We start from the raw sequence: 21,067 nt of genomic DNA on the forward strand, positions 1-21,067 counted from the left end.
CGGTCCCGGGGAAATCCCCCCTCGACCGGGTGAAAGGCTGTGCTGCCTTTGGACGGGTCGCACGCAATTTGCAATTCCCGCTAGGCAAGCCGTGCTGAACGGCTTTTGAATGGCGGTCGGCGCGGCGGTGCGCCCTGTTGGAAATGTGGAAAAAGGCACGTTGTTCGTGCTGTGTTCGCGTGCAGAGGTGGCGAAAGCAGCCGCCGCCCCCTACATAGTTTGGCGTTCCGGCCGCAACGGCCATTGCCCCCGAGGGGGCCACATGAACTCTAGCAGAAACGGCCCCGATCTTGAGCGAAGACAGCGACATTCTCGATTCCCCTCCCCCTTCGCCGATGAGCGGTTTCGACCGCATCGACATCGTCGACGAGATGAAGTCGAGCTATCTCGATTACGCGATGAGCGTGATCGTCAGCCGCGCGCTGCCCGACGTGCGCGACGGTTTAAAGCCGGTGCACCGCCGGATCCTGTTTGCGAGCCAGGAAGGCGGCTTTGTCGCAGGAAAGCCCTATCGCAAGAGCGCGAAGATCGTCGGCGACGTCATGGGCAACTACCACCCGCATGGCGACGCGGCCATCTACGATGCGCTGGCGCGGATGACACAGCCTTGGTCGATGCGGGTGCCGCTGATCGATGGTCAGGGCAATTTCGGCTCGATGGACCCCGATCCGCCGGCTTCGATGCGCTACACCGAGGCGCGGCTGGCGCGCGTGGCGAACTCGCTGCTCGACGATCTCGACAAGGACACGGTCGACTTTACCGACAACTATGACGGCAGCCGTCGGGAGCCGACGGTGCTGCCGGCGCGTTTTCCCAACCTGCTGGTCAATGGGGCAGGCGGGATCGCGGTCGGCATGGCGACCAACGTGCCGCCGCACAACCTCGGCGAGGTGATCGACGGATGCCTCGCCTATATCGATAATCCGAACATCACTTCCGACGAATTGATAGCCTTCATTCCCGGTCCCGATTTTCCCACTGCCCCGCTAATTCTCGGCACCCAGGGCGCGAGGGCCGCCTACACCACCGGGCGTGGGTCGATCCTGATGCGCTGCCGCCACGAGATCGAAACCGGGCGCGGCGATCGCCAGAGCATCGTTTTCACATCGATCCCCTATCAGGTCGGCAAATCAAATCTGGTCGAGAAGATCGCGGAAGCCGCCAAGGACAAGCGGATCGAGGGCATCTCCGACATCCGCGACGAAAGCTCGCGCGAGGGCGTGCGCGTGGTGATCGACCTCAAGCGCGACGCCACGCCCGAAGTCGTGCTCAACCAGATCTGGCGCCACACCCCGGCGCAGTCGAGCTTTCCGGCCAACATGCTGGCGATCCGCGGCGGTCGCCCTGAGGTGCAGACGCTACGCGACATCATCCAGAGCTTCGTCACCTTCCGCGAAGAGGTAATTACCCGGCGCACCAAGTTCGAACTCAACAAGGCGCGCGAGCGGGCGCACCTGTTGCTCGGCCTCGTCGTCGCGGTGTCGAACCTCGATGACGTCGTCGCGATGATCCGCTCCGCTGCCAACCCGGCCCAAGCGCGCGCGCGCCTGCTCGCCAAGGAATGGCCGATCGGCGACATCGCGCAATATATCCGGCTCGTCGAAGCGATCGAACCCTCGGCGGATGAGAGCGGCGGCACCTATCGCCTCTCGGAACGCCAGGTGAAGGCGATCCTAGAACTGCGTCTGCATCGCCTGACCGCACTGGGTCGCGACGAGATCGGCGACGAATTGAAGGGACTGGCCGCGGCCATCGAGGACTATCTCGCGATTCTTGGCGATCCGGTGAAGCTTTACGGCGTGATGCGCAGCGAACTGGAAGAAATCCGCGCCACCTACGCTACCCCGCGCCTGTGCGAAATCGCGCCTGCCTGGGACGGTCTCGACGACGAGGACCTGATCGAACGCGAGGACATGGTCGTGACCGTAACCCATGGCGGTTACATCAAGCGCACCGCGCTCGACACTTTCCGCGCCCAACAACGTGGGGGCAAGGGGCGCAGCGGGATGGCGACCAAGGACGAGGATGCGGTGGTCGAACTATTCGTCACCAGCACCCACAATCCGGTGCTGTTTTTCACCAACACCGGGCGGGTCTACCGCATGAAGGTGTGGAAGCTGCCGGAAGGCGGACCGCAGACCAAGGGCCGGCCGATGGTGAACCTGCTTCCGCTGGGCGAGGACGAGCGCGTCACCAAGGTGCTGCCCCTGCCCGAGGACGAGGCGACCTGGGCAAACCTCAACATCGTTTTCGCTACCGAGCAAGGCATGGTTCGCCGCAACTCGATGGATGCCTTCACCAACATCCCCACCAACGGCAAATATGCAATGGGCTTCGTCGAAGGGTCGGGTGACCGCCTGGTCGGCGTGCAACTCTTGAGCGAAGGGCAGGAAATCTTCCTTGCCTCCGATAGCGGCAAGGCGATCCGTTTCGCCGCCACCGATGCGCGCGAAACCAAGAGCCGTACCGGTATCGGCGTTCGCGGCATGAGCCTCAAGAAGGGCGGCAAGGTCGTCAGCATGGCGGTGCTCGAACCCTTGACCGCCGACCTCGAAACCCGAGAGGCCTATCTGCGCGCGGCACCATGGAAAAACAACGGCGCCGAACCGACACTGCCGCCGGAACAGATGGCAGCCATGGCCGCGGCCGAGGAGTTCATCCTCACCGTCACCGCCAATGGCTACGGCAAGATTTCCTCTGCTTACGAATATCGGACCACCGGACGCGGGGGTCAGGGGATAACCAATATCGGCACGCCCGAAAGCAATCCCGAACGCAATGGCCCGGTCGTTGCGAGCTTCCCGGTGCGTCACGGCTCGCAACTGATGCTGGTGACCGATCAGGCGAAACTGATCCGGCTCAGCATCGATTTGCGTCATCTGATCGAAGGCGGATTCGAGAACCTGAAGGGCTTCGCAATCTCGGGGCGCAGCTCCTCGGGCATCCGCATCTTCGATGTCGCCAAAGGCGAGCACATCGTCGGCGCGGCACTGATCGACGAGACCGAGGAGTCGGAAAACGTTGCCGAGGAAGCGATCACGGCCGCGCCTGCCGGGGACAGCCCGCCGGACAGGCAATAGACTGCCTTCTGGCAAATTGACGAAAAACGGGTTGATGCAAAAACGGGCAGTCGGCGAGCGCGCCGGCGCTCCGTTTGTCCGGGTGCGTAAAAAAGCGGCAACAGCTCAGCGGACCGGCTGTTCGCCCCGCATGCATTGGACGATCCCGGTCGCGATCATCACCTGTCCGGCGTAGTAGAGCGGCCAGATGAGCAGGGCATTGGCGGGTTCAAGATCAAGCGGGCCGAAGCGTGCGAAGATCAGCCAGTCGCTCATCACGAACAGCACTGCTCCCGTACCGACGCGGTAGCGCGGAAAGCGGCTGTACCATGCGCTGGCAGCCATTGCGCCAAGGAAGGTGGCGTAGATCGCGATCATCGCCTCACCGCTCAACAGGAAGCTTACCAACGGTGTGCCGACCAGCAGCGCGAGGCTCACCATTTGCTGGCTGGGCGAATGGCGGGCCCGTGGATTGCGCCAGTAAAGCGCCATCGCCACGCAATGTGCCGCCGCGAAGAAGGCGCCGCCGATCTCGAACCACAGCTCGATAGCGACATCGCCGGCCGCCGCCAGCAGCAGCGCGGCGACCAGCAGCAAACCGTCGGTGCGGTGCCGGTCATGCGGCACGCGCAGCAGAACATAGAGCGCGAGCAGCCCGACCGCAGATCCCTTGGCCAGCAGACCCCAGATTCCTTCGAAGATTGGCTCGTCACCGAGAAAATAGAACGCGCTTGCCGCCGCGATGCTCGCGAGCAGCCAAGGCCTCTGTTCGATCAGCGCCTGCTTTGCCATGCCTGTTATCCCCTCCCTCGCACCTGCTAGAGGGCTTGCCGATGCGCTAACACGCAATTACGCGGCTCACCATGACCGCAATGGCGACTATGCACGATGTGCACATCATCGGTGGCGGCCTCGCGGGGAGCGAGGCGGCATGGCAGCTTGCACAGCGCGGCGTGCGCGTGCGCCTGTCCGAGATGCGCGGGTCAGGCGAGACGACCCCGGCGCACCAGACCGATCGTCTGGCCGAACTGGTGTGCTCCAATTCCTTCCGTTCGGACGATGATACCAAGAACGCAGTCGGCCTGCTGCATCATGAAATGCGCGCGCTGGATTCGCTGGTCATGCGCGCCGGACAGGTTGCGCGTTTGCCTGCCGGAAGCGCGATGGCGGTCGATCGCGACGTGTTCTCTGCCGAGGTCGAGAAGGCGCTCAGCCAGCACCCCAATGTCACCATCGTGCGCGAGCGGGTCGACACCCTGCCCGCCTCCGGCCTCACCATCGTCGCCACCGGCCCGCTCACCGCGGAAGGCTTGGCGGGCAGCATTGTCAGGGCGACCGGTCGCGAAAGGCTCGCCTTCTTCGATGCGATCGCGCCGATCATCTACCGGGATTCGATCGACATGAGCAAGGTGTGGATCCAGTCGCGCTGGAACAAGCGCACCGAGGCTTCGAACGAAGGCGGCGACTATATCAACTGCCCGATGACGAAAGAGCAGTATCTTGCCTTCCGCCGCGGGCTGCTGGAAGGCGAAAAGACCGAGTTCAAGCAATGGGAGAAGGACACGCCTTATTTCGATGGCTGCATGCCGATCGAGGTGATGGCCGAGCGCGGGGTCGATACGCTGCGTTTCGGGCCGATGAAGGGCGTAGGGCTGGATAATCCCTTCGACGTGACCCCGGAATATCCGCAAGGCCGCTGGCCCTATGCGGTGGTGCAGCTGCGGCAGGACAACAAGCTCGGCACGCTGTGGAACATGGTCGGCTTCCAGACCAAGCTGAAATATGCCGCGCAAGTGCAGCTGTTCCGCACCATTCCGGGGCTGGAGAACGCCGAATTCGCGCGGCTCGGCGGACTCCATCGCAACACCTTCCTCAATTCGCCGCAGGTGCTCGATCGCCAATTGCGGCTCAAAGTCGCGCCGCATATCCGTTTTGCCGGGCAGGTGACGGGGTGCGAGGGTTATGTCGAGAGCGCGGCGATCGGGCTTGTGGCAGGGTTGATGACCGCAGCTGAGCTGGCGGGGCGCGCGTGGCAGGCCCCGCCCGCCACCACCGCGCTCGGCGCGCTGCTGGCGCACATCACCGGCGATGCCGAGGCCGAGACCTTCCAGCCCATGAACATCAATTTCGGCCTGTTCCCGCCGCTGCATGATGTTGGCAAGAAGGTGCGCAAGGAAGCCTATACCGCCCGCGCCAAGGCAGACCTCGCCCGCTGGATCAACGCGGCCAGCATCACCACGTCCGCTTGATCAGCACTTGCAGGCAGGCTTTTTCGCTGCCGGCTTGGGTGCGGTGGTGGCAAACTCGCGCGGCGTGAGCCGCCCGTCGCCATCGGCATCGGCGCCCTCGAAGCGCTTGACCGTGCTCACTGCCCATTCCTCAAAAGTGAGCAAATTGTTCCCATCGACATCGAGCGACCGGAAGCCGTTGGTGCGGGTCGAGAGCATTTCGTCGCGAGAGATCAGCCGATCGCGGTTGCGATCATAGCGGAAGAAGCGCTGTTCCTCGCGGGTCAGTTCGCTGACTTCCGGCGGCGCCGGGCCCTTCATCGTACCGGGATCGGCAATTGGCAGCGCCGCTGGATCATCCATCGCCTCAGTCGGCGCGGGGGGTGGGGCACCGGCTTCCACTTCGGCGCGACCTTGCCACCAGAACAATCCCACGCCGGCGAGCGCCAAAGCCGCCAATCCACCTGCAACTGCCTGTCGCAACGGTCTTTCCCCCTTGCTGCCAGCCTAGGGAATATACCTAGTCATCGCAGAAAGATAGCGCCGCGCAACGCTGCCAGTCCAGCCCCTCGCCCAGCCATGAGCGGCTGTCCGCCGCGCCGCAGGGCACGCATGCCGAGAGCTTCGAGCACCGCGAGTCCGCGCAGCCCCCAGGGCACGCGTCCGCCGCGCGCTTCCCGCGCCAGACCGGCCGCGACCAGCGCGGCGCGCTCGGCCGGGTCCGACACGCTTGCAGCAGCATCGGCCAGCGCCCAGCGTTCCCCGGCAAGCCGCAAGCGGATTTTCTCCGCCCTCCCACAATCCTCTCCCAAGGCGGCAAAGAAGACGCTGCGCCCGGCGGCAAAGCTGGCGATCTCGGCCGGGCCAAGCGCGATCGCCGTCACCAGCACCTCCCAGCCATCGACCAGTGCCACCAGCGCCGCTTCGCGCCCGGCCCAGTCCCGCCCGATCGCATCGAGCACGGCATCGCCGCGCGGGCGTTCGGCCACCGGCTTGCCCAGCGCCTCGCGCCACCAGGCCAGGCGCATCTGGCCGAGCATCGGTTCGGTGGTGCGCGCAACGATCCGGGCGAGCCGCCGATCAAGCCGAAGAACCGTGCTCAAAGCTGCGCGAACCTTTGGCGCGCACCAGGCAATCGCCAGTTCGGCTTCGGGAGGCAGTCGATCGTCGCTTGCACCATCCATGACTGGACGCCGACCTAGACCGGCACCTTGAGCAATAGCAAGCAATCCGTCTCGCTATGGGACGGCCCGGCCTTTGCGGAGCCTCGGCAAGCCATTAGGAGGCGGTTAACCATGGTCTTTCGCAGTCTGCTTACCAGACCTCGCCTAAGCCGCCCCCTACTACTGAAACTTCCCGTAATCCAAGGGGAAATTTCGGGGGAAGGACGCGCACCTTATGAAGCCAGACACCCACGGGCGGCAGCCGTTTCTGCGCTCGCTCCTGCACGACAGAACCGCGAACACCATCGCCATTTCCGCTGCGGCGATGATCCCCCTGTTGGCGATGGTGGGCGGCGGCGTCGATGCGAGCCGCTATTACATGACCGCTGCCCGGATGCAGGCCGCGTGCGACGCCGGCGCGCTTGCCGCGCGCCGGGCGATGACCGACGACATCTTCACGAGTGCGCACCGCGACATCGGGCTGGATTTCTTCGACCAGAACTTTGCCGAAGGCATGTTCGGCGTTCAAAACGGCCAGCGCAACTACACCAGCGATGGCGAAGGTCGCGTGATCGGCGAGGCGAGCGCGACGCTGCCAACCAGCATCATGGGCGCCTTCGGTTACGATTCCTTTCAGATCGAGGTGAGCTGTTCCGCCGAAGTCAACATTTCCAACACCGACATCATGTTCGTGCTCGACGTTACCGGGTCGATGGCCGACTGCCCGGACAACTCCGCTTGCGGGTCCGGCCCCGGTTCCAAGATTGTCGCGCTGCGGCAGGCGGTGATGAACTTCTACGACACCGTCGAAGCGGCGACCTCTGAAAGCGCGCAGGTACGATACGGAATTGTGCCCTATTCGCAGCAGGTCAATGTCGGCCTGTCGATCCCTGACGAATACATGGCGACCCGCCACACCTACCAATCGCGCGTCGCCCGCTTCGAGGAGCAGTTCACCTTCATCCCCGGAAATGGGATCAAGGCAGGTGACGAGATCGTGGTCTCCGATCAGGTAGAATGGCTTCCGCGTTCGACTGCGAACTTCGGCTCGACCAACACCAATGATTATCGCTTTCTGACCAGCCCGACGAGCAGCCGCAACGCGGCGCAGGACTTCTGCTGGAACACGCTGCCGGGCACCTACACCGTCAACGACCAGACCTGGCGGGTTTTCGCACCGACCGAGTTTCGCACGGGCGTGTGGAGCGGCGGCAGTTCCTCCAACCGGGCTGGCTGCCGCGGGCGGGTGCGCAAGACGCGCATCGCGACCGCGGCGGACGTGGTTCCCGATCAGACGATCCGCAACGTCGTCTGGAAAGATTACGTCTATTGCCCGGTCGACACTTCGGATCCGACGCCGTGCGATGTCGAGAACCCGGCCGGCAGCCCCCCGGGCTGGGAGACCGTGGATCTTTCCACGCTCTATGACGACAACCAGATCATGCTGCCGACCGGCACCAATGGGGCGATGGTCAATCATGTCTGGCAGGGCTGCATCGAGGAACCTTCGACGGTGCTGACCGACAATTACAGCCCGATTCCCGCAGCCGCGCACGACATCAACATCAACCTTGTGCCGGTGAACGAGGAGCAGCGCTGGAAGCCCGCACTCAACAGCGCGGTGTGGAAACGCGAGACCGGCACCACCACAACCAATACCCTGAGCTGGCTCTACCAGACCGGGGAGGAAAGCCGCCCAAGCTGGACCTGTCCGCGCCCGGCGATGCGCCTCAACGAAATCTCCCGCACCGCTCTGCAGACCTATGTCAACGCGCTCACTCCCAGCGGGAACACCTACCACGATATCGGGATGCTGTGGGGTGCGCGCTTCATCTCGCCGCGCGGCATCTTTGCGGCCGACAACGTCTCCGCCCCCAATGGCGATGCGATTGCCCGCCACATCGTGTTCATGACCGATGGTATGCAGGTCAACAATGTCGAGAACTATTCGACCCACGGGATCGAATGGTGGGACCGCCGGATCACGGGCGATGGCAATTCGACCCGCGAGTTCAACCGCCGTCGTGACCGCCTCCAGGCAATCTGCCGCGCGGCGCGCCAGGAAAACATCACCATCTGGGTGGTGGCTTTCGGCACCACGCTGACCCAGAACCTGATCGACTGTGCTTCGCCGGGCCGCGCCTTCCAGGCGAACGATGCCGCGACCCTCAACGAACGCTTCCAGGAAATCGCCCAAAAGATCGCTGCGCTGAGGCTAACGTCATGATCGCCACCGCTACCCACCACCTGCGCACCCTGCTGGCCCGTCTGCGCGGCGACCGGCAGGGGGTCACCCTGGTCGAATTCGGCTTCGTTGCGCCCGTGCTGTGTGTGCTGGTGATGGGCATCTTCGATATGGCCCACACGCAATACACCAACTCGCTCGTGAACGGTGCCTTGCAGAAGGCCGGCCGCGATCTCACGCTCGAGACCGCCGGCAGCCAGCAGGACGCGATCGACGAACGGGTGCGCGCTGAGGTGATGAAGGTCGTCCCCAACACCGCCACGATCGAATTCGAGAAGCTTTCGCATTTCGACTTCAGCGATATCGGAGAGAGCGAGGAATTCGAGGACGACAACGACGACGGCGCGTGCAACAATGGCGAGCTGTTCGTCGACGCCAACGGCAATGGCCAGTGGGATGCAAACCGTGGCCGCGAAGGGATCGGCGGTGCGCGTGATGCGGTGCTCTATACCGCCGTTGTCAGCTATCCGCGCCTGTTTCCGATGTATGGCCTGGTCGGCATGAGCAACACGGTGACACTGCGCGCCTCGACCGTGCTGCGCAACCAGCCTTTCGACGAACAGGATCGTTCGACCGAAACGGGGAACTGCCCATGATTGCCGCACCTCTCGCCAAGGTCCGCACCCTTGCAGCGCGCGCTGCCGCCCTGCGCCAGCGGCTCAAGCGCGACACCTCGGGCGTTGCTTTCGTCGAGTTCGCCTTCACCGCACCGATCGTGCTGACGATGGGCATGCTGGGCACCGAGACGGCCTATTTCGTCATTACCCACATGCAGGTCAGCCAGGTGGCGATGCAGGTTGCCGACAACGCTTCGCGCGTGGGCGAGCAGGACGTGCTGACCGCCCGCAAAGTCTATGAAAGCGACATCAACGAATCGCTCATTGGCGCAGAAAAGCTGGGCGAAAGCTTCGGCCTTTTCGAACGCGGGCGGGTCATCATCTCCAGCCTCCAGCGCAACGCCGATGGTGGCCAGTGGATCGCATGGCAACGCTGCCGCGGGGCCAAAGTGTTCGATTCCTCCTACGGCGAGGAAGGCGACGGTGCCACGGGCACCAGTTTTCCGGGCATGGGCGAGCCCGGCAACCTGATTACCGCCAGCAACGGCACAGCAGTCATGTTCGTCGAGATCGCCTACGATTACGAATCGCTTACGCCCTTCGATCTGTTTGACGGGCGCACGATCCACTACACGGCGGCCTTCAACGTGCGCGATTCGCGCGATCTGACGCAGCTCTACGACGACGGCCCGGAGGCCGATTGCAATATCTACTCGGCCGAGCGCGCGAGCTAATCACGGCCGCGCGGTCCCACCCGGCGGCGTGTTTTTCGGTTAATTCCGATAGCACACCTTGCGCGCAGCCTCGGCGATGCGTGCGGCATCGACGAGCGCGAGCTTTTCGAGGTTGGCAGCATAGGGCAGCGGCACATCCGCGTTGCACACCCGCATGACGGGCGCATCGAGGTGGTCGAAGCCCTCCTCCATGCAGATGCTGACGATCTCGGAAGCGATCGAGCATGTCGGCCAGCCTTCTTCGGCCACCACCAGACGATTGGTCTTGGCAAGGCTGGCGAGCACGGTCTGCTTGTCGAGCGGGCGAAGGGTGCGAAGGTCGACGATCTCGGCGTCGATACCCTCGTCTGCCAGCAGGTTCGCGGCCTCCAGTGCCAGCCCGACTCCGATCGAATAGCTGACGATGGTGACATCCGCACCTTCGCGCATGATCCGCGCCTTTCCGATCGGCAGCACGTAATCCTCGATGCCGGGAACATCGAAACTGCGACCGTAGAGCAATTCGTTCTCGAGGAAGACAACCGGGTCCTCGCAGCGGATCGCGGCTTTCATCAACCCCTTGGCATCCGCCGCATCATAAGGCGCGATCACGATCAGGCCGGGGACGCTGGCATACCACGGGCCGAAGTTCTGCGAGTGCTGTGCGCCGACGCGGCTTGCAGCACCATTGGGGCCGCGGAACACGACCGGACAGCGCATCTGGCCGCCGGACATGTAATTGGTCTTGGCCGCCGAGTTGATGATGTGATCGATCGCCTGCATGGCGAAATTGAAGGTCATGAACTCGACGATCGGGCGAAGGCCGCCCATCGCCGCGCCGGTGCCGATCCCGGCAAAGCCATATTCGGTGATCGGGGTATCGATCACGCGCTTGGGTCCGAATTCGGCAAGCAGGCCCTGGGTGACCTTGTAGGCGCCCTGATATTCGGCGACTTCCTCACCCATCACGAAAACGCGGCTGTCACGGCGCATCTCCTCGGCCATCGCATCGCGCAGCGCCTCGCGCACGGTGAGGCTGACGAGGCGGGTGTCGGCGGGGATGGCCGGATCGGCAAGGCGCACAACCGGTTCAGACGCGGGCTTGTCGGCCGCGGGGGCAGATGCCGGGGCAGGGACAGACGCAGCAGCAGCAGGCTTGGGCGCAGCCGCCTCCCCTTCCCCGGCGATCAGCGCGATCACCGCACCTACTGCGACATCCTCGGTTCCGGCAGGCACGATGATCTTTTCCAGCACGCCTTCGTCGATGGCCTCGAACTCCATCGTCGCCTTGTCGGTCTCGATCTCGGCGATGATATCGCCTGGTTCGATCCGATCGCCCTCGGCCTTGAGCCACTTGGCGAGCGTGCCCTGCTCCATGGTCGGCGAGAGCGCCGGCATCTTCAGTTCGATCGCCATGACTCAGTATTCTCCCACCAGCACATCGGTGTAGAGCTCGCGCGCGTCGGGTTCGGGCGAGGTTTCCGCAAAATCGGCTGCTGCTGCCACTTCGGCACGGATGGCCTTGTCGATCGCTTTCAATTCTTCCTCGGTCTTGCCGGCCTGGATCAGGGTTTTCTTGAGCCCCTCGATCGGGTCATGCAGTTCTTTCTGTTCCTGGACTTCCTCGCGGGTGCGATATTTCGCCGGATCAGACATCGAGTGGCCGCGGTAGCGATAGGTGTTGCACTCCATCAGCACCGGCCCCTTGCCGGCGCGGACATGGGCGAAGGCCACTTCGGCGGCGGCGCGCACTTCGAGCACGTCCATGCCGTTGACTTCCATTCCCGGAATGCGGAACGCGGTGCCGCGGCGGTAGAAGCGGGTTTCGGCGGAGCTGCGTTTGGTCGCGGTGCCCATCGCGTACTGGTTGTCCTCGACCACGAAGACAATCGGCAGCTTCCACAAGGAGGCCATGTTGAAGGTTTCGTACACCTGGCCCTGGTTCGCCGCCCCGTCGCCGAAATAGGCAAGGCACAAGCCCCCGTCGCCACGGTATTGGTGGGCGAGCGCCAGCCCGCCGCCCAGCGCCACCTGCGCGCCGACGATCCCGTGTCCGCCGTAGAACTTGTGCTCGGTCGAAAACATGTGCATCGATCCGCCCTTGCCGCGCGAGATGCCGGATACACGACCCGTCAGCTCGGCCATGATTACCCTCGGATCGATCCCGTAGGCGAGCATGTGGCCGTGGTCGCGGTAACCGGTGATGACACTGTCACGTTCGGGGTCCAGAGCGGATTGCAGCCCGATCGCCACCGCTTCCTGACCGATGTAAAGGTGGCAGAATCCACCGATCAGCCCCAGCCCGTAGAGCTGGCCCGCCTTTTCCTCGAACCGCCGGATAAGCAACATCCGGCGGTAGAATTCGAGCATCTCCGCCTCGCTCGCGGCATATCGCTTTTTCGCTTCGAAGGCCTCTTGCAGCGAATGCAGGATGAATTCGCCATCGTCTGGCGCGGGCGCAGCTTTTGCGGGCTTTTTGGCCAAGATAAGTATCCCTCTCTCTGGCGCGCTCATGGGGAGGAGAAACGCCGTCCAGTGCCTGCCTCTATAGGCAGGCAAACAGGCACGACGCAACGCCAAGCCGTTGAAGAAATCCCTCCGCGCATACGAAATCAGATCGTCTGCGGCACAGCGGCGAAATCACTCGTCCTCGAGCGTGACCACCACCTCATCCTCGTGGATCACGCCCAGTTGCTCGCGCACCAACTCGCTCGCAAGGTCCGGGTCGGCAGCCTCGGGATCGAGGAGTTTCACGCGGTTGCGCAGGGCATCGCGCTCAGCCGTGAGCTTGGCGATTTCCTTCTCGCGCTGCTTGAGCGCGGCCACGTTCTCGCTCCAGGCAAGCAAGCCCGTTGGCCCGGCGACCGCGACCCCGGCCAGCGCCAGCAGCACCGCCAGCGCGATCCAGCGCTTGCTTCGCTCGCCCAAAATCGCCTTGCGCATGGTCGTCCCAAACCTTTCAGACATGCCGCAACACCCGGCGTCGGCACAGAATCATACTTGGCCGTGCGCCGCAAGGGCGTTGCGTGGACGTGCACAATATTCCGCGCCGACGCAGTGCGACGTGCCATCTGGCAATTGCGTTTCGATCTGATACGGAAAACTTGGCAAGGAGGGAGCAACCATGCAGGTCATCACGCATGAACCGAACCGTTTTGCCGACCTTCCGGGCTATCCCTTTCGGGAAAACTGGCTGAGGATCGATTTGGGCGAAGGCTATTCGGGCCGGATGCACTATCTCGACGAAGGCCCGAAGGATGCCCCGCCGGTGCTGCTGCTGCACGGCGAACCTTCATGGTCGTACCTCTATCGCAAGATGATCCCGCTATTGGTGGATGCGGGCTTGCGATGCCTCGCGCCCGATCTGATCGGCTTTGGCAAGAGCGACAAGCCCGATGATCAGACCTTCTACACTTACGCACGCCATGTCGACTGGCTGCGGCAGTGGCGCAGCGCGGTGGTTCCGCAGGTGGCCGGGCTGTTCTGTCAGGACTGGGGCGGGCTCTTGGGCCTGCGACTGGTCGGCGAAAAGCCGGAGCGCTTCGCCTTCGTGGTCGCCAGCAACACCTTCCTGCCCACCGGCGGCGGCAAGGCTTCGCCGGGGTTCCTCGCCTGGCGCGAGTTCGCGCGCGCCTCAGCCGATTTTCCCATCGGCGCAATCATGGGCCGCGGCTGCCAGACGCCACTCTCGCCCGCGGAGGTCGCCGCCTATGATGCCCCTTTCCCCGACGCGGCGAGCAAGGCAGGCGCGCGGGCCTTCCCGCAGCTGGTGCCGATCGAGGACGACAAGCCGGGCGTGGCTGAAAATCTCGCGGCGTGGGAGGGGCTGGCCGCCTTCGACAGGCCTTTCCTCACTCTTTTCGGGGAGGATGATCCGGTGCTCGGCGAGGCCGGGCCGCTGCTGGCAAAGCGGATCAAGGGTGCCAAAGGTCAGCCCCATGCGATGCTGTCCAGCTGCGGCCACTTCAGTCAGGAAGACCGTCCGGCCGAACTGGCCGAGGGCGTGATCGCCATGGCGCGCAAGGCGGGCTTGCTCGCTTGACGGAAAACCTTGCCGCGCGCGCTCCTGCCACCTGTCTCACCCGCATGCAGGAGCGGATGCTGGCGCTCGCCATCGCGGTGGTCACCGCCAACGCTTATTACATCCATCCGATAATCGGCGAAGTCGCCCGCGGCTTCGGGGTGGGAGAGGCTGAAATCGGGCTGGTGCCGGCCTTGAACCAGCTGGCGCTGGCGCTGGGTATCCTGCTGCTGCTACCGCTGGGTGATTTCCATTCGAACCGCCGCCTGTGCCTGATATTCGTTACCGCCCAGACGCTGTGCCTGCTCGGCATGGTGCTGGCGCCGGGCTTGCTTGCCTTCACCGCCGCCTCGACGCTGCTCGGCTTCTGTACCATCGCCCCCTATCTGATCCCGGCCTTCGCCTCGAAACGGGTCGCACCCGCGCGATTGGGACAGGTCACGTCGCAGCTCACCGCGGCGGTGATCTTCGGCATCCTGGTGGCGCGGGTAAGCGCCGGGATCATCGCTGAACATGCCGACTGGCACACGGTCTATGTGTGGGCCTTCGTGTGCATGGTCGCCGTCACCGCCTTGCTGCCGGTGGCCATGCGCAGCGACGTGACGCCAGCCAAGCAGCCGCCGGCCGCTTATGGCGCGCTGATCGCCTCGGTGTTCACGCTCGCCGCCAAGCATCCGGACATGCGGATTTCCGCCGCGATCCAGGGGCTGAACTTTGCAATCTTCACCGCGACTTGGCTCGCGCTGGCCCTGCATCTCACCAGCCCCGCGCTGGGTTATGGCACGGACCAGGTCGGCTATCTCGCCGCGGTCGCGGCAATCAGCATTATCGCCACGCCGCGGCTCGGCCGCTGGGCCGACAAGGTGGGGCCACACAGGGCGCGCGTGGCTGCCGCGGTGGTGCAGCTGTCGGGCATCGTGCTGTACTATCCGCTTGGCTTCAGCATCTGGACCATTCTGGTGCCGCTGCTGCTGACCAACATGGTCGGCCCGACAGTCGACGTGACAGGGCGTATGACCCTGTTCGCCCTCGCCCCCGAAATCCGCACCCGGCTCACGACCGGCTATATCGTCACCATGTTCCTCGGCGGTGCACTCGGCAGTGCCCTGGGCACGGCGGTTTTCGACGCGGGCGGATGGGGTGCAACGTGCGGCCTGCTGTTGGCGATGTCGGTGGGTGTGCTGACGCTGGCGGCGCATGCCGAGCGGCGGTGGAAGCAGCAGCAGGAATGATGGTGACCCCGGCGCGATTCGAACGCGCGGCCCTCAGATTAGGAATCTGATGCTCTATCCTGCTGAGCTACGGGGTCCCGCCGCGAGCCATAGCAGCGCGGTCGAACCAATCAATTAAGTTTGTTGGGCGGGGCGACGGGAAACGGCAATGGGGCGACCGGCACGCCCTCCTCGATTAGAGCGCGGGCTTCCGAAAGTGTCACCTGACCATGAATCGGTGCTTCGTCACGCTCGCCGTAATACATCGCACGCGATTCCTCGGCGAACTTCTCGCCCACCCAGGTGCTGCGCTTGAGAAATTCGGCCTGCGCCTTGGCGAGCGCGGCGAGCGCCTGCTGAACCTCGGCAGGCATGGGAGCATTGGTCATCAACTGCGCAGCCTGTTGCGGCAGCACATCCTGACGCTGGTTGCCCTTGGCCGGAACGGCGGGCGCCATCGGCGCCTTGACCACTTCGGCAGAGCCGCAATAGGGGCAGACGATCAGCCCGCGCGCCTGCTGGTCATCGTATTCCGCCGAGGAGCCAAACCAGCCCTCGAACCGATGACCATTGGCACAGCAAAGATCAAACACGATCATAACGTATCACGATTTGGGGATTTCGCGGCGATTGGCAAGAGCGGGGATCTGGGCCCGCACTTCGGCAATCCGGCCAAGGTCGATGTCGCAGAAGGCCAGCCCCGGTTTCTCGCCGCCCATGTCGAGCAGCACTTCGCCCCAGGGATCGACCACGAGGGAATGGCCATAAGTCTGCCGCCCGTCCTCATGAGTGCCGACCTGCGCGGCGGCGATGACGAAGGCCTGCGCCTCGATTGCGCGGGCGCGCAGCAAGACGTGCCAGTGCGCCTCGCCAGTGGGCCGGGTGAAGGCGGCGGGCACGGCGATCGCGTCGCAGCGCCGATCACCCAGCGCGCCGAAGAGCGCGGGAAAGCGCAGGTCGTAGCAGATGGTAAGGCCAAGACGCCCGATCGGCGTTTGCTCCACCGTCACCACCTCGTGGCCCGCTTCGTAGGCGCTGCTTTCGCGCCAGCTCTCCCCGCTTGCCAGATCGACATCGAACATATGGATCTTGTCGTAAGTGACCGGCTGGGTGCCATTGGCGCGCACGTAATAGGAACGGTTGGCCCACCGGCCGCTCCATGCCCTGACCGGCATCGAACCCAGCGCGATCTCGATGTGCAGCTTGCCCGCCGTCAGCTCAAGCTCGTCGAGCACGCGCTGTTCGTGGACCTGGGTGATCCACCGCGCCGCCCGCTGGCGATCACGATCGACCAGCAATGACATTTCCGGGGTGAACAGCACCTGCGCGCCCTCCCCCGCCGCACGTCGCGCAGCCTTGCGGATGGTTGCGAGATTGGCCTCGGCATCGATGCCCGAGCACATCTGCAAAACGGCAATCTTGCGCTTCATGGCCGGCTATTCCGCCAGCAGGGGATCAAGCTTGCCGGCAGCATCGAGGGCATACAGATCATCGCAGCCGCCCACATGCAGCGCGCCGATGAATATTTGCGGCACGGTCATCGCATTGGGCGCGCGCGCCAGCATCTCGGCGCGTTTTGGGCCGCCCAGCGTGATGTCATACTCCGAATAGGCCGCGCCCTTCTGGTCCAGCAACCGCTTGGCGCGCACGCAGAAGGGGCAACCAAATTTGGTGTAGATGTCGATCTGGGGGCGAGCCATCATGTCCTCTTGAAAGCTTACGACGATGAACCAGATAAGGGCTGTTGCCGCGTTCCGCCAGTCTTGGGGAGCGCAAGGCAACAGGCGGGCGCTGCATTCGGCAGGCCCGCGTCAGGATCAGATCGCTCAGATTGGAGGATTTGCAGCTATGTCGCGCTTCGATTTCACCCCCTATCGTCGTTCCACCGTCGGCTTTGATCGCCTGTTCGATCTGCTCGAGAACCAGGCGCGGCTCAACACCGGCGACAATTATCCGCCCTTCAACATCTCGCGCTCGGGCGATGACAACTACCGTATCACCATCGCGGTCGCTGGCTTCCGTCCAGAGGATCTCGACATCACCGCCCAGCAGAATTTGCTGGTTATCCATGGCCGCAAGCGCGAGGAAGTGGCGGACGGGTCTGAACTGATCCATGTCGGCATCGCCAACCGCGGCTTCGAGCGCCGCTTCGAACTGGCCGATTTCGTGCGCGTCGAAGGCGCCACTCTGGCCGACGGGCTGCTGACCATCGATCTGGTGCGCGAAGTGCCCGAAGCGATGAAGCCGAGGAAGATCGCCATCAACGGCGCCCCTCGCCTGAGCGCAGTGCCGCGCGAAAGCGAGAACACGCAGGACAATCAGGCCAGCGCGGCCTGATCCTCCGGCATCTTTCCCTAGGCTGAAATGATGAGGGGGCGGATTGTGCAATCCGCCCCCGCGACTTTCGTCGCCTCGCCTCGTCCTGTCCGTCCGGGTCGCAGTAGACGGACAAAATCCGGCAAGCCCAAGTGGTCACGAAGGGTTTGGGGTGCACGTCAACAAACGTCCCCAACAAATCCGCAGCCGGGTCGGCATAACCCCGTGTGCCCTTCGGAAATCCTCGCTTTGGCCCTGCGTCTAGTGCGGAAGCCCAAATACACGCAAGCGCAAACGTCCAAACTTGTAAGGACACGACAACGCAAGGCAAATCCTTGTAACAAAAAGGTGCAATCGCTTGTGTGACAGGTCTGCGGCAGGCCCTTAAAACCTGCGCGTAACGGCGAGCAGCGGAAAGCTGTCAGACGAGTCGCGACTGCTCCACCGCGGCCGCGATGAAGCCCGCAAACAGGGGATGCGGGTCGAACGGCCTCGACTTGAGCTCGGGGTGGAACTGCACGCCCACAAACCACGGGTGATCGGGCCGCTCGACAATCTCGGGCAGCAGCCCGTCGGGGCTCATCCCGGCAAAGATCAGGCCATGCTTTTCCAGCGGCTCGATATAGGCGCTGTTGACTTCGTAGCGGTGGCGATGGCGTTCCGAAATGATTTCGGCCCCGCCATAAAGGCGCGAGGTGTGGCTGTTGGGGCTGAGCTTGGCCGGATAGGCGCCCAGCCGCATGGTGCCCCCAAGATCCCCGCCAGCCTCGCGCTGCTGCAGGCCTTCCTTGCTCATCCATTCGGTGATGATGCCCACCACCGGCGTGTTGGTCGGTCCGAACTCGGTCGAGGAGGCGTCGGCGAACCCGGCCGCACGCGCGCCTTCGATGCACGCCATCTGCATGCCCAGGCAGATGCCGAAAAACGGCACCTTGCGCTCGCGTGCGAAGCGGACGCTGGCGATCTTTCCCTCGCTGCCGCGCTCGCCGAACCCGCCGGGCACCAGAATACCGTGCATCGGTTCCAGTTGGGCGATGATCTGGCTGTCATCGTCGCCTTCGAAGATCTCGGCGTCGATCCAGCGGATGTTGACCTTGACGCGATTGGCCAGCCCGCCGTGGATAAGCGCCTCGTTGAGGCTCTTGTAGGCATCGGGCAGGCCGACATACTTGCCCACTACCGCGATCGTGACTTCGCCTTCGGGATTGAAATAGCGGTCGGTGACGTCGCGCCAGGCCGACAGATCGGGTTCGGGCGCGTCGGTTATGCCGAAAGCCCGCAGCACCTCGGCATCGAGGCCCTCGGCGTGATATTGCAGCGGCACCGAATAGATCGATGGCGCATCGAGTGCGGGGATCACCGCTTCCTTGCGCACGTTGCAGAAGTTGGCGATCTTCTGGCGCTCGCTTTCAGGTATCGGATGCTCGGCGCGGCACAGCAGCAGATCGGGCTTGATCCCGAGGCTGGCAAGCTCGCGCACCGAATGCTGGGTCGGCTTGGTCTTCAGCTCGCCCGCGGCCTTGATGTAGGGCACCAGCGTGACGTGAACGCTGATCGTCTGGAGCGGACCGAGCTCGTTCCTGAGCTGGCGGATCGCTTCCATGAAGGGGAGCGATTCGATGTCGCCCACCGTCCCGCCAATCTCGCACAGGATGAAGTCGTGATCGTCTTGGTCTGCGAGCGCGAAGGCCTTGATCGCGTCGGTCACGTGCGGGATCACCTGCACCGTGGCCCCGAGGTAGTCGCCGCGGCGCTCCTTGGCGATAATGTCGCGATAGACGCGGCCCGAGGTGATGTTGTCGCTCTGGCGCGCCGAAACGCCGGTGAAACGCTCGTAGTGACCAAGGTCGAGATCGGTTTCCGCGCCGTCGTCGGTGACGAACACCTCGCCGTGCTGATAGGGGCTCATCGTCCCGGGATCGACGTTGAGATAGGGATCGAACTTGCGGATCCGGACCTTGTAGCCGCGCGCCTGCAGGAGCGCTGCCAGAGAGGCAGCCATGAGACCTTTGCCGAGCGAGGAGACCACGCCGCCGGTGATGAAAATGAACCGCGCCATGGGAGTCGGGCCTTAAGCAACGAGAGGGATTCGGGGCAAGCGAATTGCGTGGGAGCGCTGTGCGGCGTCCACAGCAATCGCGGCGAAGATTGGCAAGGCGCCCCGGCTTACGGGGCTGCGGGCGCGGTTTACTGCGCGGCTGGTGCCGGGCTTGCGCCCGTTGCCGGAGCGGCAGGCGCTGCCGGGTCCGAAGCCGGGGCAACCGGCTGTTCGGCCAGCGGATCAGGCGCAGGTGCCGCTGCCGGCGCGCTGTTGGCACGTTCCAGCGTCGAACTGACCGTGCCGACCCGGCTCTCGCGCACGGCAAGCGCGGCGAGCACGATCGACAGGCTGACAAAAGCGATCGCCAGCCACTTGGTCGCGCGGGAGAGGAAATCGGCCGCGCCGCGCACGCCGAACGCGCCCGAGGGGCTGCCGCCGATCCCCAACCCGCCGCCTTCCGAGCGCTGCATCAGCACCAAGCCAACCAGCGCGGCGGCCACGATGGCCTGAATCACGGTGAGGAAGATGAACAGCGACATGAACGAATCTCTTGTAAGGGACGCAAAGTGCATCCGGCTTGCCTATCGGGGCGCCATGTAGGCGTGCGCGGCGAAATCGGCAAGGGAGAGCGCTAGGCTCTCCAGCCCGCTCAGTGGTCGGACGGCTCGCCCGCGGCGAGCGCGATGCCCATGAAGCTGTCCGCTGTCAGGCTCGCGCCGCCGACCAGCGCCCCGCCGACCTCGGGCACGGCGAAGATCTCCGCAGCGTTCTCAGGCTTGACCGAACCGCCATAAAGAATGCGCACTTCGCGGCCCTGCTCTTCGCCGTAAAGGTCGATCAGCAGCTTGCGGATCGCGGCATGCATCTCGGCGATGTCGGCGGTGGTGGCGACATTGCCGGTGCCGATTGCCCAGATCGGTTCATAGGCAATGGTGATCCGCTCGGCCACATCGGCCGGTGTATCGGCCGGATCCGGGAGCGAGGCCTTGAGCTGCTTCTTCACGAATGCGACGGCCTTGCCCGATTCGCGGGTCTGGGCAGTTTCGCCGCAGCACATGATGATCCTGAGGCCCGCTGCCAGCGCGGCCCGCGCCTTGGAACGCACGAGCGCATCGCTCTCGCCATGGCCCTGACGCCTTTCGGAATGGCCGAGGATCACGAACTTCGCTCCCGCATCAGCGATCATCGCGGCCGAGATGTCCCCGGTGTAGGCGCCGCCATCGGCCTGGTGGCAATCCTGTGCCCCCACCGAGATCTGTTCGGCCTCGCGATGGATCGGGTGGATCAGCGTGAACGGCGGCGCGAGGGCCACTTCGACCTTCATGTGGCGCTGGGCTGCGCGATCGATCGCGCGCGCTTCGGACAGCATCGCGCGGGTGCCGTGCATTTTCCAGTTTCCGACGATGTAGGGTCGGCGTGTCATTTTGTCCTGCACCTTGATGAACCGAGAGGTTTAGTTCGCCGAAGCGGCGATTCTGCGATCGCTCTATCGCTCCGGGGCGGCGTCCGCTAG

20 protein-coding genes and 1 tRNA gene are annotated in these 21,067 nt (G+C 64.1%); 8 read left to right on the forward strand and 13 right to left on the reverse strand.

Annotated elements, in window-relative coordinates; genetic code table 11:
- The first annotated feature begins 290 nt into the window (after positions 1-290).
- Complete coding sequence (gyrA, locus tag BZF61_RS13350) at positions 291-3,080, forward strand: DNA gyrase subunit A (protein ID WP_211276784.1); 2,790 nt, start codon at positions 291-293, stop codon at positions 3,078-3,080.
- 105 nt (positions 3,081-3,185) lie between these two features.
- Here gyrA and BZF61_RS13355 read toward each other — a convergent pair whose 3' ends face one another.
- A complete protein-coding gene (locus tag BZF61_RS13355; protein ID WP_086619893.1) occupies positions 3,186-3,851 on the reverse strand; it encodes a lysoplasmalogenase family protein in 666 nt (221 codons plus the stop codon).
- A 71-nt stretch (positions 3,852-3,922) separates the two neighbouring features.
- Here BZF61_RS13355 and trmFO point away from each other — a divergent pair, with 71 nt between their 5' ends.
- Positions 3,923-5,308, forward strand: a complete 1,386-nt coding sequence (trmFO, locus tag BZF61_RS13360; RefSeq protein ID WP_211276785.1) for a methylenetetrahydrofolate--tRNA-(uracil(54)-C(5))-methyltransferase (FADH(2)-oxidizing) TrmFO — start codon at positions 3,923-3,925, stop codon at positions 5,306-5,308.
- Here trmFO and BZF61_RS13365 read toward each other — a convergent pair whose 3' ends face one another.
- Both BZF61_RS13365 and BZF61_RS13370 read right to left on the reverse strand, forming a co-directional pair.
- Positions 5,309-5,770: an EF-hand domain-containing protein gene (locus BZF61_RS13365; protein WP_086619894.1), complete on the reverse strand. Its 462-nt coding sequence runs from the start codon at positions 5,768-5,770 to the stop codon at positions 5,309-5,311.
- Between the two features lie 41 nt (positions 5,771-5,811).
- The gene (locus tag BZF61_RS13370) at positions 5,812-6,390 is read right to left on the reverse strand and encodes a hypothetical protein (protein WP_143737072.1); all 579 of its coding nucleotides are present in this window, start codon (positions 6,388-6,390) and stop codon (positions 5,812-5,814) included.
- A 295-nt stretch (positions 6,391-6,685) separates the two neighbouring features.
- On the opposite strand from BZF61_RS13370, the gene BZF61_RS13375 reads away from it, so the two are divergent.
- From BZF61_RS13375 to BZF61_RS13385, 3 genes are read left to right on the forward strand one after another with little or no spacing between them, the layout of a single operon-like run.
- Entirely contained in the window at positions 6,686-8,677 is a 1,992-nt protein-coding gene (locus BZF61_RS13375) for a pilus assembly protein TadG-related protein (protein WP_086619896.1), read from the forward strand.
- Positions 8,674-9,291, forward strand: a complete 618-nt coding sequence (locus BZF61_RS13380) for a TadE/TadG family type IV pilus assembly protein (protein ID WP_086619897.1) — start codon at positions 8,674-8,676, stop codon at positions 9,289-9,291. Before BZF61_RS13375 ends, BZF61_RS13380 begins: the two co-directional genes overlap by 4 nt.
- The gene (locus BZF61_RS13385; protein WP_086619898.1) at positions 9,288-9,986 is read left to right on the forward strand and encodes a TadE/TadG family type IV pilus assembly protein; all 699 of its coding nucleotides are present in this window, start codon (positions 9,288-9,290) and stop codon (positions 9,984-9,986) included. Before BZF61_RS13380 ends, BZF61_RS13385 begins: the two co-directional genes overlap by 4 nt.
- Before the next feature lie 39 nt (positions 9,987-10,025).
- Here BZF61_RS13385 and BZF61_RS13390 read toward each other — a convergent pair whose 3' ends face one another.
- The 3 genes from BZF61_RS13390 to BZF61_RS13400 form a co-directional block, all read right to left on the reverse strand.
- On the reverse strand, positions 10,026-11,381 hold the full coding sequence (locus tag BZF61_RS13390) for a pyruvate dehydrogenase complex E1 component subunit beta (protein WP_086619899.1): 1,356 nt from the start codon (positions 11,379-11,381) through the stop codon (positions 10,026-10,028).
- 3 nt (positions 11,382-11,384) lie between these two features.
- Positions 11,385-12,479 carry a pyruvate dehydrogenase (acetyl-transferring) E1 component subunit alpha gene (gene pdhA, locus BZF61_RS13395; protein ID WP_425429632.1) on the reverse strand — a complete coding sequence of 365 codons (1,095 nt, stop codon included), beginning with the start codon at positions 12,477-12,479 and terminating at the stop codon, positions 11,385-11,387.
- A gap of 126 nt (positions 12,480-12,605) precedes the next feature.
- The gene (locus tag BZF61_RS13400; protein ID WP_245804645.1) at positions 12,606-12,932 is read right to left on the reverse strand and encodes an FtsB family cell division protein; all 327 of its coding nucleotides are present in this window, start codon (positions 12,930-12,932) and stop codon (positions 12,606-12,608) included.
- A 157-nt stretch (positions 12,933-13,089) separates the two neighbouring features.
- Here BZF61_RS13400 and BZF61_RS13405 point away from each other — a divergent pair, with 157 nt between their 5' ends.
- Complete coding sequence (locus BZF61_RS13405) at positions 13,090-14,007, forward strand: haloalkane dehalogenase (RefSeq protein WP_086619902.1); 918 nt, start codon at positions 13,090-13,092, stop codon at positions 14,005-14,007.
- Positions 14,004-15,218, forward strand: coding sequence for an MFS transporter (locus tag BZF61_RS13410; RefSeq protein ID WP_245804646.1), 1,215 nt, complete (start codon positions 14,004-14,006; stop codon positions 15,216-15,218). The genes BZF61_RS13405 and BZF61_RS13410 overlap by 4 nt, the downstream gene beginning before the upstream one ends.
- Here the strand turns inward: BZF61_RS13410 and BZF61_RS13415 are convergent.
- The 4 genes from BZF61_RS13415 to grxC form a co-directional block, all read right to left on the reverse strand.
- Positions 15,219-15,295 (reverse strand) — tRNA-Arg (locus BZF61_RS13415). It abuts the gene before it with no gap.
- A 33-nt stretch (positions 15,296-15,328) separates the two neighbouring features.
- On the reverse strand, positions 15,329-15,796 hold the full coding sequence (locus tag BZF61_RS13420; protein WP_086619904.1) for a DUF1178 family protein: 468 nt from the start codon (positions 15,794-15,796) through the stop codon (positions 15,329-15,331).
- Between the two features lie 6 nt (positions 15,797-15,802).
- Entirely contained in the window at positions 15,803-16,627 is an 825-nt protein-coding gene (locus tag BZF61_RS13425) for a carbon-nitrogen hydrolase family protein (protein ID WP_086619905.1), read from the reverse strand.
- 6 nt (positions 16,628-16,633) lie between these two features.
- Positions 16,634-16,897: a glutaredoxin 3 gene (gene grxC / locus BZF61_RS13430; protein ID WP_211276786.1), complete on the reverse strand. Its 264-nt coding sequence runs from the start codon at positions 16,895-16,897 to the stop codon at positions 16,634-16,636.
- A gap of 148 nt (positions 16,898-17,045) precedes the next feature.
- Here grxC and BZF61_RS13435 point away from each other — a divergent pair, with 148 nt between their 5' ends.
- Positions 17,046-17,534 carry an Hsp20 family protein gene (locus BZF61_RS13435; protein ID WP_086619907.1) on the forward strand — a complete coding sequence of 163 codons (489 nt, stop codon included), beginning with the start codon at positions 17,046-17,048 and terminating at the stop codon, positions 17,532-17,534.
- Positions 17,535-17,934: 400 nt separating this feature from the next.
- Here the strand turns inward: BZF61_RS13435 and BZF61_RS13440 are convergent, their stop codons facing one another.
- From BZF61_RS13440 to tpiA, 3 genes are all read right to left on the reverse strand, one after another.
- Positions 17,935-19,572 (reverse strand): CTP synthase, encoded by a 1,638-nt coding sequence (locus tag BZF61_RS13440; protein ID WP_086619908.1) that lies wholly within the window; start codon positions 19,570-19,572, stop codon positions 17,935-17,937.
- Positions 19,573-19,700: 128 nt separating this feature from the next.
- Positions 19,701-20,093, reverse strand: coding sequence for a preprotein translocase subunit SecG (gene secG / locus BZF61_RS13445; protein ID WP_086619909.1), 393 nt, complete (start codon positions 20,091-20,093; stop codon positions 19,701-19,703).
- 110 nt (positions 20,094-20,203) lie between these two features.
- On the reverse strand, positions 20,204-20,977 hold the full coding sequence (gene tpiA / locus BZF61_RS13450) for a triose-phosphate isomerase (protein WP_086619949.1): 774 nt from the start codon (positions 20,975-20,977) through the stop codon (positions 20,204-20,206).
- Between the last annotated feature and the right edge of the window lie 90 nt (positions 20,978-21,067).

The organism is Erythrobacter tepidarius (assembly GCF_002155695.1).
Taxonomy (GTDB): domain Bacteria; phylum Pseudomonadota; class Alphaproteobacteria; order Sphingomonadales; family Sphingomonadaceae; genus Erythrobacter; species Erythrobacter tepidarius.

What these genes read in the sequence shown, in the direction of transcription:
- BZF61_RS13355 (WP_086619893.1), bottom strand. Translation starts at nt 3,851, where the DNA reads ATGGCAAAGCAGGCGCTGATCGAACAGAGGCCTTGGCTGCTCGCGAGC.
- trmFO (WP_211276785.1), top strand. Translation starts at nt 3,923, where the DNA reads ATGACCGCAATGGCGACTATGCACGATGTGCACATCATCGGTGGCGGC.
- BZF61_RS13375 (WP_086619896.1), top strand. Translation starts at nt 6,686, where the DNA reads ATGAAGCCAGACACCCACGGGCGGCAGCCGTTTCTGCGCTCGCTCCTG.
- BZF61_RS13380 (WP_086619897.1), top strand. Translation starts at nt 8,674, where the DNA reads ATGATCGCCACCGCTACCCACCACCTGCGCACCCTGCTGGCCCGTCTG.
- BZF61_RS13385 (WP_086619898.1), top strand. Translation starts at nt 9,288, where the DNA reads ATGATTGCCGCACCTCTCGCCAAGGTCCGCACCCTTGCAGCGCGCGCT.
- BZF61_RS13390 (WP_086619899.1), bottom strand. Translation starts at nt 11,381, where the DNA reads ATGGCGATCGAACTGAAGATGCCGGCGCTCTCGCCGACCATGGAGCAG.
- pdhA (WP_425429632.1), bottom strand. Translation starts at nt 12,479, where the DNA reads ATGAGCGCGCCAGAGAGAGGGATACTTATCTTGGCCAAAAAGCCCGCA.
- BZF61_RS13400 (WP_245804645.1), bottom strand. Translation starts at nt 12,932, where the DNA reads ATGTCTGAAAGGTTTGGGACGACCATGCGCAAGGCGATTTTGGGCGAG.
- BZF61_RS13405 (WP_086619902.1), top strand. Translation starts at nt 13,090, where the DNA reads ATGCAGGTCATCACGCATGAACCGAACCGTTTTGCCGACCTTCCGGGC.
- BZF61_RS13420 (WP_086619904.1), bottom strand. Translation starts at nt 15,796, where the DNA reads ATGATCGTGTTTGATCTTTGCTGTGCCAATGGTCATCGGTTCGAGGGC.
- BZF61_RS13425 (WP_086619905.1), bottom strand. Translation starts at nt 16,627, where the DNA reads ATGAAGCGCAAGATTGCCGTTTTGCAGATGTGCTCGGGCATCGATGCC.
- grxC (WP_211276786.1), bottom strand. Translation starts at nt 16,897, where the DNA reads ATGGCTCGCCCCCAGATCGACATCTACACCAAATTTGGTTGCCCCTTC.
- BZF61_RS13435 (WP_086619907.1), top strand. Translation starts at nt 17,046, where the DNA reads ATGTCGCGCTTCGATTTCACCCCCTATCGTCGTTCCACCGTCGGCTTT.
- BZF61_RS13440 (WP_086619908.1), bottom strand. Translation starts at nt 19,572, where the DNA reads ATGGCGCGGTTCATTTTCATCACCGGCGGCGTGGTCTCCTCGCTCGGC.
- secG (WP_086619909.1), bottom strand. Translation starts at nt 20,093, where the DNA reads ATGTCGCTGTTCATCTTCCTCACCGTGATTCAGGCCATCGTGGCCGCC.
- tpiA (WP_086619949.1), bottom strand. Translation starts at nt 20,977, where the DNA reads ATGACACGCCGACCCTACATCGTCGGAAACTGGAAAATGCACGGCACC.